The organism is Lacinutrix sp. WUR7 (assembly GCF_016864015.1).
GTDB lineage: Bacteria > Bacteroidota > Bacteroidia > Flavobacteriales > Flavobacteriaceae > Oceanihabitans.
In genome coordinates this window covers 1,860,546-1,873,279 of record NZ_CP045067.1, presented here as the reverse complement: position 1 = coordinate 1,873,279, position 12,734 = coordinate 1,860,546, and the positions used below count along the sequence as shown (strand labels likewise).

At 35.0% G+C, this 12,734-nt stretch carries 9 protein-coding genes; all 9 read right to left on the bottom strand.

The window, feature by feature from the left end; genetic code table 11:
• Positions 1-63: 63 nt before the first annotated feature.
• On the bottom strand, positions 64-1,245 hold the full coding sequence (locus tag FG167_RS08220) for an argininosuccinate synthase (RefSeq protein WP_203460926.1): 1,182 nt from the start codon (positions 1,243-1,245) through the stop codon (positions 64-66).
• Positions 1,238-1,867, bottom strand: coding sequence for a GNAT family N-acetyltransferase (locus FG167_RS08215; protein ID WP_203460925.1), 630 nt, complete (start codon positions 1,865-1,867; stop codon positions 1,238-1,240). Before FG167_RS08215 ends, FG167_RS08220 begins: the two co-directional genes overlap by 8 nt.
• 431 nt (positions 1,868-2,298) lie before the next feature.
• Positions 2,299-3,876: an NADP-dependent glyceraldehyde-3-phosphate dehydrogenase gene (locus FG167_RS08210; RefSeq protein ID WP_203460924.1), complete on the bottom strand. Its 1,578-nt coding sequence runs from the start codon at positions 3,874-3,876 to the stop codon at positions 2,299-2,301.
• A 13-nt stretch (positions 3,877-3,889) separates the two neighbouring features.
• On the bottom strand, positions 3,890-5,158 hold the full coding sequence (gene ilvA, locus FG167_RS08205) for a threonine ammonia-lyase (protein ID WP_203460923.1): 1,269 nt from the start codon (positions 5,156-5,158) through the stop codon (positions 3,890-3,892).
• A gap of 81 nt (positions 5,159-5,239) precedes the next feature.
• The gene (ilvC, locus tag FG167_RS08200) at positions 5,240-6,742 is read right to left on the bottom strand and encodes a ketol-acid reductoisomerase (RefSeq protein WP_203460922.1); all 1,503 of its coding nucleotides are present in this window, start codon (positions 6,740-6,742) and stop codon (positions 5,240-5,242) included.
• 111 nt (positions 6,743-6,853) lie between these two features.
• Entirely contained in the window at positions 6,854-7,384 is a 531-nt protein-coding gene (ilvN, locus tag FG167_RS08195; RefSeq protein ID WP_055443650.1) for an acetolactate synthase small subunit, read from the bottom strand.
• A 1-nt stretch (position 7,385) separates the two neighbouring features.
• Complete coding sequence (gene ilvB / locus FG167_RS08190; protein WP_203460921.1) at positions 7,386-9,119, bottom strand: biosynthetic-type acetolactate synthase large subunit; 1,734 nt, start codon at positions 9,117-9,119, stop codon at positions 7,386-7,388.
• Between the two features lie 75 nt (positions 9,120-9,194).
• Positions 9,195-10,874, bottom strand: a complete 1,680-nt coding sequence (gene ilvD, locus FG167_RS08185) for a dihydroxy-acid dehydratase (RefSeq protein ID WP_203460920.1) — start codon at positions 10,872-10,874, stop codon at positions 9,195-9,197.
• Between the two features lie 495 nt (positions 10,875-11,369).
• On the bottom strand, positions 11,370-12,545 hold the full coding sequence (locus FG167_RS08180) for an alanine--glyoxylate aminotransferase family protein (RefSeq protein WP_203460919.1): 1,176 nt from the start codon (positions 12,543-12,545) through the stop codon (positions 11,370-11,372).
• Between the last annotated feature and the right edge of the window lie 189 nt (positions 12,546-12,734).

Here is a 12,734-nt window from a genome sequence, read left to right as displayed (position 1 = left end):
GGGAATCTTTTTAATTCAACTTACTTCAGACCAGCAAGGTTTTAAAAACCTTCAAGATCCTATTTAGCTATTTACTTGTTGATATATTTTGTTTTGGTTACCAACTATTTTGATAAAACCTTTAGCTTCTTCCGCAGTCCAACCTTTATTTTCTTCGCCATAACTTCCAAACTTTGCATGCATTAAATCGTGCTTAGAAGAAATTCCGTCTACAGTAAAGTGATAAGGTTTTAGCGTTACAAAAACATCTCCCGAAACTTTATCTTGACTACTTTGTAAAAAAGCTTCCATGTCACGCATTACAGGATCTAAATATTGTCCTTCATGCAAATGCATGCCGTAGAAATTAGACATATAATCCTTGTGTTGTAATTGCCATTTGGTCAAGGTGTGCTTTTCTAATAAATGGTGAGCTTTTATAATCACCAAAGCAGCTGCAGCTTCAAAACCAACACGTCCTTTTATACCTACAATAGTATCTCCTACATGAATATCTCTACCAATAGCGTAGGCAGAAGCCAGATTATTTAGGACTTCAATATTGATTTCCGGATTGTTTTTAATTCCGTTTACAGCAACCAATTCCCCTTTTAAAAAAGTTAATGTCACCTTTTCTTCTTCCGCATGTTTTAATTGCGAAGGATAAGCGGTTTCAGGTAATGGCTTGTCTGATGTTAATGTTTCTTCACCACCAACACTGGTTCCCCAAAGCCCTTTATTAACAGAATACTTTGCCTTTTCCCAAGATGCTTCAATACCGTTTTCCTTAAGATAATCAATCTCTTGTTGCCTAGTTAAACTTCCATCTCTAATTGGCGTGATAATTTCAATATGTGGTGCTAAGGTTTGAAAAATCATATCAAAACGTACTTGATCATTTCCTGCTCCTGTGCTTCCGTGTGCGATATATTCGGCATCAATACTTTTTGCATATTCAATAATTTCGATGGCTTGAATAATTCGTTCTGCGCTTACAGACAAAGGATAAGTATTGTTTTTAAGTACATTTCCGAAGATTAAATACTTAATCACTTTATCATAATACGATGCAATAGCGTCGATGTTTTTATAGGTAGAAACGCCCATTTTGTAGGCATTGGCTTCAATGGTTTTTATTTCTTCTTCCGAAAAACCACCAGTATTTACACTAACCGCATGTACATCATATCCTGCTTTACTTAAACTTACTGCGCAATAGGATGTATCTAATCCACCACTATATGCTATGACTAATTTTTTACTCATCTTTCTTTTCTTTTTTAAGGAACATGGATTGCTTAATATTTTTCAATCTGGTCCATACTTTTTTATCGTGATTATTAGCTGCCGATTTTGTTGCTTGCTTTTTTGAAGGATCATACAACATACCTGTACACAAGCACATTTTCTGTTCGGTTCTTGTTAACACATCAAAATTTTTGCAGGTCTGACAACCATTCCAAAAGGATTGATCATCTGTTAATTCGGAAAACGTAACCGGTTTATACCCTAAATCACTATTCATTTTCATCACCGCTAAACCTGTAGTAATACTAAACACTTTTGCGTCTGGAAACTTGGTTCTAGAATGTTCGAATATTTTCTGTTTAATCTTTTTAGCTAATCCTATATTTCTAAAATCTGGGTGTACAATTAACCCAGAATTGGCTACAAACTTGCCATGTCCCCATTGTTCGATATAGCAAAAACCTGCAAAATTTTCGTCCTCTAAAGCGATTACAGCATTACCATTCTCCATTTTGGTAATGATGTATTCTGGTTTTCGTTTTGCAATACCAGTCCCTCTAACTTGGGCCGCATCTGCAATAGTGTTACAAATAATATCTGCATAGATACTATGTGATTTATTCGCAATAACAATTTCCATTGTAATTGATTTTAAATTATAAATAGGTTGATTTTGTTTTTCTCTGAAAGTAGAACCGGACTCACCTTAGTTCTATAAATAGAAGTACACCCTAAGGGCGACGACGAAAAATTGGACGTATGTCTAATCTGTTATTATTTCTAATAACTGGATTTAAAAAAGTAAATATTTGTGATGGATTGTTCAAAGTAAAAAAAATAAAAAACGGTTAACTAAATAACTTGAAGTATACGTATTAGCGACGTCGTCTGCGCATTGGCAAACTTGTGGGTCTTTCGTTTTTATTTATTGTATTAAACATAATGTAAAGCTATAAATTAATTTGATACGAACTAACAAAATATTCATTTTATCTGAATTATTATGAAATCATTATTTTGAAGCCTAATAATTATACAAATCTCATTATTAGGCTTTACCGCTTTAAAAAATTATAAAATATAATCTGTACTCACAAAATTAGAAGCTCTAGAATCTAACAATTCTTTTAAAATAGCATTGTTATACTCGTTGTCTTTAGAAGCTACAAAAGTTCGTATAGAAAAAGATCGTAATGCATCATGCACACTTAACGTTGCAACTGCAGAATCTTTACGTCCTGTAAACGGATATACGTCTGGTCCACGCTGACAAGAACTGTTTAAATTAACACGACACACTAAGTTTACTAAGGTATCTATTAAAGGCGCCAAAGTTTTTACATCCTGACCAAACAAACTTACTTGTTGTCCGTAATTGGAAGCAGCCATATCATCCAAAGGCTCTTCAATATCACTAAAAGGAACCACTGGAATTACTGGTCCGAATTGCTCTTCTTGAAAAACACGCATGTCTTTTGACACTGGATATAAAACTGCTGGAAAAATATAATTATCGGTAGTTTCTCCTCCTTTTGCATTAATGATTTTTGCTCCTTTTGCAGTAGCATCATCAATCAATTCTTGAATATACGCTGGTTTACCTGGTTCTGGTAATGGTGTTAATTTAGCGCCATCTTCCCAAGGATTACCAAATTTAAGCGCATCAACTTTTGCTGAGAATCGCTTATTGAATTCTTCCACAATATCTTCATGCACATATAAAACTTTTAATGCCGTACAACGTTGTCCGTTAAAGGAAGTTGCACCTGCAATACATTCGTCTATTGCTAAATCTAAATCGGCATCTTTTAAAACGATTGCTGGGTTTTTAGCTTCTAAACCTAAAACCAAACGAAGTCTATTACTTTTTGGATGCTGATTTTGTAATGCATTTGCCGATTTACTATTTCCTATCAAAGCCAGAACATCAACTTTACCAGATTGCATGATTGGCGTTGCAACGGTTCTTCCTCTTCCATAAATAATATTAACAACCCCTTTTGGAAAGCTAGTTTGAAAAGCCTCCAATAATGGTGAAATTAATAAAACCCCGTGTTTTGCTGGTTTAAAAATGGCTGTATTCCCCATAATTAAAGCAGGAATTAACAAGGCAAACGTTTCATTTAAAGGATAATTATATGGTCCTAAACACAAAACTACACCTAAAGGTCCACGACGAATATGCGCGTTGACACCTGCATTTTTTTCAAACTTCGCGCTATCGCGATCCATTTGTTTATAATCTTCAATAGTATCGTAAATGTATTCTACGGTTCTATCAAATTCCTTTTGAGAATCTGGTAAGTTTTTACCAATCTCCCACATTAGTAACTTCACGATTTCTTCTCGCTTGGTTTTCATTTGAGCGACAAACTTTTCCATGCAAGCAATACGATCTACCACTTTCATGGTTGGCCATAAACCTTGTCCTTTATTATACGCAACGCAAGCTGCATCTAGAGCTTCCAAGGCTTCTTTTTCGCCTAAAGTAGGAATACTTCCTAGCAAAGTAGGTTTGTAATCTTCTGTGGAAGAAATGGTAGAAAACACCTGTGATGTTTCTCCTTTCCATGGTTTCAATTCTCCTGCTACTAAATAGGTTTTTTGGTTTAAAACTTCTTGTATTTGATACGCTTTTGGAATGCTCATTATGTGTTTTTATTTAAACTAAGAATTGAAATAAATCTGGTTTATCATTTAGGTAATCTCCATAGAAATTATGAAGTTTCATTTTGGTAATTAAAGGTTCCAAATCGGAATGTGATTTTAGCTCCAATCCTACCACAGCGACGTCATTTTCACGGTTTGCTTTTTTAGTGTATTCAAAATGGGTAATATCATCGTTTGGACCAAGAATGTCTACTACAAAATCTCTTAAAGCTCCCGAACGTTGTGGAAACTTCACAATAAAATAATGTTTTAGATTAGCATATAATAATGCACGTTCCTTAATTTCGGCAGTACGTGTGATATCGTTATTACTTCCGCTAATTACGCAGACTACATTTTTTCCTTTTATTTCTTCGGAAAACTGCTCTAAAGCAGAAAGGCTTAAAGCCCCTGCAGGTTCTACAATAATAGCATCTTTATTATATAAATCTAAAATAGTTTGACACACTTTACCTTCATCTACGGTAACCACGCGATGCAAGGTTTCTTTACATATTGCGAAATTTAAATCACCAACACGTTTCACCGCTGCACCATCGACAAAACTATCTATAGTCTTTAATTCGGTATTTCTATTATTTCTAATAGAAGTCAACATTGCTGGCGCGCCTTTTGGTTCTACACTAATAATTTTTGTTTGTGGAGATAGAATTTTAAAAACAGAAGATAAACCTGCTGCTAATCCGCCACCACCAACCGGTACAAAAACATAATGAATTGGATGCTCTTTGGCTTGATCGATAATTTCTAAACCAACTGTTGCCTGCCCTTCAATCACTTTTTCATCATTAAAAGGATGAATAAACGTTTTATTTAGCGCTTCGCATTGTTTCATTGCAGCATGATAAGCATCGTCAAAAGTATCGCCAACTAAAACAACATCTACATAGTCTTCTCCAAACATTTTAACCTGTTCCACCTTTTGATTTGGTGTAGGAGAAGGCATAAATATGGTTCCTTTAATCTTTAGAAGTTTACACGAAATAGCCACACCTTGTGCATGATTTCCGGCACTTGCACATACAATTTCATTCTCTATTTGCGTAGCACTCAAAGAAGAGATTTTATTATAAGACCCACGAATTTTGTACGAGCGTACTTCTTGTAAATCCTCTCTTTTAAAAAAAATATTAGCTCCGAAATGCTTAGAATAACGTGCGTTTTTAATTAAAGGTGTCACTGTTGCGATGCCTTTTAATTTTATAGCAGCAGCTTCTATAGCTTCTAGAGTTGGCCTGTATGTTGTTTTGGTTTCTTCCATGTTTACTTCCCACGAGCGTGGGAATCTTATTTTTTAATACCTACAAGGTTTTTGAAACCTTGCAGGATATTTATCTCTTTCTTATGCTAAAACAGAATCTTCCGTTTTTACATCTGATTTTATTATTTTCATTGCAGTCATTGCCGCTCTTAAACGTTTTCCAACTGCTTCGATTGGATGATTTCTAATCGCATCATTCACTGCAATTAATTCAATATTATCCACTCCTGTTGTTGCAGAAAAGCTTTTCCCGATAATATCGGTATCTACCGTTTTCATGAAATCTGTTAATAACGGTTTACAGGCATGGTCAAATAAATAACAACCATATTCTGCAGTATCTGAAATCACTCGGTTCATTTCAAATAATTTCTTTCTAGCGATGGTATTTGCTATTAATGGTAATTCGTGTAACGATTCGTAGTATGCAGAATCTGCAATAATCCCTGCACTCACCATAGTTTCGTAAGCTAATTCCACACCTGATTTTACAAATGCTACTAATAACGTACCATGATCAAAATATTCTTGCTCCGAAATATGATCTGGTGTTAATACTGTTTTTTCAAAAGCAGTTTCACCTGTTGCAGCTCTCCATTTTAAAAGGTTTACATCATCATTTGCCCAATCTTCCATCATGGTTTTTGAGAAATGACCCGAAATAATATCGTCCATATGCTTTTCAAATAGCGGACGCATGATATCTTTTAATTCTTCCGATAATTGGTATGCTTTTATTTTTGCTGGATTCGATAAACGATCCATCATATTGGTAATTCCACCATGCTTTAAAGCTTCGGTAATGGTTTCCCAACCAAACTGAATTAATTTCCCAGCATAACCAGGCTCTACACCTTCTGCCACCATTTTATCAAAAGATAAAATCGCACCTGTTTGTAACAAACCACATAAAATAGTTTGCTCTCCCATTAAATCACTTTTCACTTCCGCAATAAAAGACGATTGTAATACTCCTGCACGATGACCACCAGTTGCAGCAGCATACGCTTTTGCTTGTGCCCAACCTTTATTTTCCGGATCATTTTCTGGGTGCACAGCAATTAATGTTGGCACACCAAATCCACGTTTATATTCTTCTCTCACCTCTGTACCTGGACACTTTGGAGCGACCATAATAACTGTGATATCTTCTCTTACCTGTGTACCTTCTTCTACAATATTAAATCCGTGAGAATAGCTTAATGTTGCTCCTTTTTTCATTAAAGGCATTATCGCTTTTACCACGTTGGTATGTTGCTTATCTGGTGTTAAGTTTAAAACTAAATCGGCAGTCGGAATTAACTCTTGGTACGTACCTACTGTAAATCCGTTACCTGATGCATTTTTAAAAGAATCTCTTTGCTCATCAATTGCAACTTGTCTTAAGGCGTAGGAAATATCCAAACCAGAATCTCTCATGTTTAATCCTTGGTTTAAACCTTGTGCTCCGCAACCAACAATTACAATTTTCTTTCCTTTCAATGCATTTACACCATCTTCAAACTCTGAAGCATCCATGAATCTACATTTACCTAATTGATCTAATTGATTTCTAAATGATAATGTGTTAAAGTAATTTGACATTGTTTTTGTTTTTTGAGAAAATAGAAGAAAGAAAAAAGATAAAAGACACCATCAAAATGCATCCTTACGTTTTCTATTTTCTTTAGTCTACTCTCTAATTTCTTTTTAGTTTTAATGTTGGAATGCTTGTAGCATTGTTGATATTTTCATTTCGTCTTTAGTAACTGCAATACGTCCTGAACGCGTAAATTGCATGATCCCAAAAACACTTAATTCTCTATGTAATAATTCGATTTCTTCTTTACGACCTGATTTTTCAATCACAAAGAAGTCGCGATTTACGGTTACAATTCTAGCGTTGCTTTCTTTAATGATATTCTGAATTTGGCGTTCATCAAACAATAAACCCGATCTCATTTTAAAGATGCAAGACTCTTGATAAATAATGTCGTCTTCGGTATGGTAATATGCTTTAATAACCTCGACTTGTTTTTCTATCTGACCAATAATTTTTTTGATATTATCTTCAGACATATTTACTACAATAGTAAATCTAGAAACGCCATCAATTTCTGAAGGAGACGTATTTAAACTCTCTATATTTATATGTCTTCTTTGGAATATTGCTGAAATTCTATTCAACAATCCTATATTGTTTTCCGTATAAATGGAAACTGTAAATAATTGTTTTTCTGTGCTCATATTACTCTAATCTTACTTCGGAAACGGACGCTCCTGTTGGTATCATAGGAAATACATTTCCTTCTTTTTCTACACAAACCTCTAAAAAATAAGGTCCGTCTGTGTTTATCATTTTTGCTACTGCATCCTTAAGCTCTTCACGTTTTGTTACTTTTTGAGCTTCTATAGAATAACCTTTTGCAATAGCAACAAAATCTGGGTTTGTCATTTCGGTAGACGCATATCGCTTTTCAAAAAACAATTGCTGCCACTGTCTAACCATACCTAAAAACTCATTATTTAATACTACAATTTTAACGGGTACTTTTTGCTGAAAAATGGTTCCTAATTCTTGAATAGTCATTTGGTAACCACCATCCCCAGAAATTGAAATCACTTCTCGTTCTGGAGCTGCCATTTTTGCTCCAATTGCAGCAGGAAGACCAAAGCCCATAGTACCTAATCCACCAGACGTAATATTACTTCTCGTTTTGTTGAAATTAGCATAACGACAAGCGATCATTTGATGCTGACCAACATCACTAACAATAGCAGCATCCCCTTTGGTTTGGATATTAATTTCTTTTAACACCTCCGCCATGGTTAATCCTTCCTTGGTAGGATGTAAATCGTCTTTTATTACTTTTTCATATTCAATAGCATATAAATCCTTAAATTTTTGATGCCATTCTGGATGTGTTTTTTCTTCTAAAAGCGGTAATAAGGCAGCTAAACTTTCTTTTGCATCCCCTAAAACTGCTACTTCCGTTTTTACGTTTTTATCTATTTCGGCTGGATCAATTTCAAAATGAATCACTTTTGCCTGTTTTGCATATGTCGATAAACTTCCTGTTACACGATCGTCAAAACGCATACCGATGGCAATTAACACATCACAATCATTGGTTAAAACATTTGGCGCATAATTACCATGCATACCGACCATACCAATATTTAAAGGATGCGATGTTGGAATAGCTCCGGCACCTAAAATAGTCCAAGCGGAAGGAATTCCTGCTTTTTCAACTACTGCTTTAAATTGCGCTTCTGCCTGACCTAAAGAAACACCTTGTCCCCAAACTATCATTGGTTTTTTAGCTGCATTAATAAGTTTTGCAGCAGCTGCAACCGAAGTTGGATCTAATTTAGGAATCGGATTATAACTTCTTACGCCTTTACATTTTTCATATTTAAAATCGAATTCTTCAAACTGCGCATCTTTAGTAATATCTACTAAAACGGGACCTGGACGACCACTTTTTGCAATATAAAAAGCTTTAGCCATCGCTTCCGGAATTTGTGAAGCTTTGGTTATTTGACAATTCCATTTGGTAACTGGTGTAGAAATACCAACAATATCTGTTTCCTGAAAAGCATCACTTCCCAATAAATGCGAAGACACTTGCCCAGTAATACAAACCATTGGTGTACTGTCTATTTGGGCATCTGCAATACCAGTAATTAAATTGGTAGCTCCTGGTCCTGAGGTTGCAATGGCAACTCCCACTTTTCCAGATATACGTGCATACCCTTGTGCAGCGTGTGTTGCTCCTTGTTCATGACGTGTTAATACGTGATGAATTTGATCTTGGTATTTATAAAGCTCGTCGTAAACCGGCATTATAGCTCCTCCTGGATAACCATAAAGGATATCTACACCTTCTGCTAACAAACATTTTATGATGGCTTCACTACCAGAAATACGTTCTGTAGTTTGCGTGTTGCTAACTTCTTTTTTTATTGTTTTTGTATCCATATTAATCTTGTTAGGATTATTATATTTCTTGTGAGACCTCTCGGCTATGCTTGAGGTGACATTTGTTTTAACTTTTTAGAACTCATCTGTCACACATCCTTTGGATGCAGACGATACTGTTTTAGCATATTTATAAAGAACACCACGTTCAAATTTTAAATCTGGTGCTTTCCATGTTTTTCTTCTTTCTTGTAATTCTACTTCAGAGACTTCTAAAACAATACTATTTGTTTCTGCATCAATAGTAATTACATCGCCATCTTTTACAAGCGCTAGGTTTCCACCTTCTTGTGCTTCTGGAGTAATGTGACCAACTACAAAACCGTGTGTCCCTCCAGAGAAACGACCATCTGTAATTAATGCAACATCTTTACCTAAACCTGCTCCCATAATTGCAGCAGTTGGTTTTAGCATTTCTGGCATTCCCGGTCCTCCTTTTGGTCCTTCGTATCTAATAACGACTACATCTCCTTTACCTACTTTACCATCTCTTATTCCATCATTAGCGGCATACTCTCCTTCAAATACTTTTGCTTTTCCTTGAAATTTCAAACCTTCTTTCCCTGTTATTTTTGCTACAGAACCTTCGGTTGCTAAGTTTCCATACAACATTCTTAAGTGTCCAGAAATCTTAATAGGATTTTCAATAGGTTTGATAACGTCTTGTCCTTCGGTTAAATCGGCAACATCTAATAAATTCTCCGCTATTGTTTTTCCGGTAACGGTTAAACAATCCCCATGAATTAATCCTTTTTTCAAAAGATATTTTAGTACTGCAGGAATTCCGCCAACAGCGTGAACGTCTTCCATTAAATATTTCCCACTAGGTTTTAAATCCGCTAAAAACGGCGTAGTATCACTTATTTTCTGAAAATCTTTTAGTGTAAAATCTATTTGAGCAGCTCTTGCAATCGCTAAAAAGTGTAATACTGCGTTTGTAGAACCTCCTAAGATAGTCACTAATCGCACAGCATTTTCTAGTGATTTTCTAGTAATTATATCGGAAGGCTTTATATCTTTCTCTAATAACAATCTTAAGGCTTCACCAGCTTTTACCGATTCTTCTTGTTTCGCATCACTTAATGCAGGATTGGAAGAATTAAAAGGCAAGGTCATCCCTAAAGCTTCAATAGCAGAAGCCATGGTATTTGCGGTATACATTCCACCACAAGCTCCAGCTCCTGGACATGCTTTTTCAACAATGCTTTGGTATTCTGTTTCATCCATAGTACCAGCAACTTTACTTCCCCATGCTTCGAATGCAGAAACGACATCTAGTTTTTTTCCGTTATGGCAACCAGAATCGATAGTTCCTCCATACACCAAAATAGATGGTCTATCTAAACGAATCATTGCGATTAATGCACCAGGCATATTTTTATCACAACCTACAACGGTAACTAAACCATCATAACTCATTGCTTGCACAACGGTTTCCATAGAATCTGCAATAATATCACGAGAAGGCAAAGAATAACGCATCCCTGGAGTTCCCATAGAAATACCATCACTAACACCAATGGTGTTAAAAATTAGTCCGATGACATCTTCATTTTTGGTTCCTTGTTTCACCAGTTTTGCAAGATCATTTAAGTGCATATTACAAGGATTACCTTCGTAACCTGTACTTGCTATTCCTACAATAGGTTTAAAAAAATCTTCTTTTGTTAACCCAATTGCGTGCAACATTGCTTGTGCAGCCGGTTGTGTTGGGTCTTGTGTAACTGTTTTACTGTATTTGTTTAATTGACTCATATTTTAAGGCAAATTGTATTTGCTAGAACTAAATTAGTGGTTTAGCGGGCTTTTTTTAATATCATTCGTTTTATCCGGCTAAACCCAATGTTAAAAATTAATAGTTAATTTATTGATTATCAATTACTTATATTCGTATAAATATGACACTCAAATGTTTATTTTTTTTATTATTTCTCGCTGTATTCGGTGCTACTTTCTTGTTTGAAAAGAAATTAAAATTACCCAAGCTTTACACTTGAAGATTACAGCATATCCTAATTTACTTTATAGGCATAAAAAAAGCCTTCCGATTACGGAAGGCTTAAAATATATTTTTATGTATAATTATTTATAGCATTCCGTGGCTTCGTGAAATAATCACGATGCGAATAATGGAAATACTATTTACTAATTGTTTTTTCATAGGATGGTATAAATGTATAAAACTCTTTTTAATATCCTACCCTTTATTTTTAAAAAGCACTATTTATTTTTGAATTAGGCATTCCGTTTTTATTCTATCTCTTTATTAAGAATCTTTTGAAAAGTACTTAATCCAATTCCGGATTCGAATGTAAAACCACACTTTACTAATGCAAATTCTATAGCACTCAAGGTACTAATAATATCAATAGAAGTAACTGCTCCCATGTGGCCGACTCTAAAATATTTCGTTTTTAATTCCGGTAATAATCCACCAGCAACAATAACATCTAATTTGGAAAGTTGCTTTAAAAACTCCCCAGCCTCTACTCCAGATGGATAATAAATTGCCGTTAAGGTATTTGCTGCATCTTCCTTTTTTGAAGGTAAAATATTTAAACCTAAAGCGGTTATAGCTTCCCGAAAAGCATTTGCTAATTGTTGGTGTTTTTGGACTCTTATTGCAATGCCTTCTTCATGAATTATTTTTAAACTAGTTTCTAAAGCCATGATTAAATTCACAGGCGGTGTTCCAAAATAAGAAGGTTTTCTCCCTTGGTATGCTTTCATAATTGGCAACCAGTTTTTCCAATCGGCATAATAATTAGGCACTAGTGTTTTTCTATGCTCCCAAGTTTGCATCGCTTTTGATGAAGCCACTAACAATGCTAATCCTGGAGGCACGCCAACGGCTTTTTGAGAAGCCGTTAACACCACATCGATTCCCCATTCCTCTTGTTTTATTTCTTCACCTGCAACCGAACAAACACCATCTAAAATACTTAAAGCGTTATACTTTTTTGCTAGTGCAGCAATTTCTTTCGGACGGACCAAAACTCCAGTAGATGTATCTACATGTGTCATGGTTACTAATTTATATGCTTTGCTTTTTAATGCATTTTCTATACTTTCCAAACTAGGAATCTCTCCAACAGGAGCATCCAAAAAAGTCACATTCGTTTGATAACGTTCTAGAATATCTTGATACCGTTTCCCAAAATAACCTGTAGAAACCACCAACACATTATCGCCAGTTTCCACCAAATTGGCAACCGCCATATCCATAGCTAAAGTACCACTTCCTGCTACTACAAAAGGTTGCCCGTTTGGAGCTAACCAAACCTTTTGCATAAGATCTAATGCATTACCAAAACTATTAATAAAACTTGGCGCTACGTGACTTGTAGTCACTGCACTCATTGCCCTTAAAACTTCTGGTTCGAATTCTATTGGTCCTGGAATCATTAAAAGCTTTCTACCTTTCATATCTCGAATTTTACTTTAACACCTTATTATTTAGGCTCTAAGTTAGTTTAATTTCTCTTTATATTTTTTCCGATACAGGATACAAAATTAAACTCATTTCAAAACATACCTGTTCAACGTGTTGATTATCAATATTTTAATAGAGTTATTTTTTCGATGTTCAAATCTTCAAAAACAGAAAAACTATTT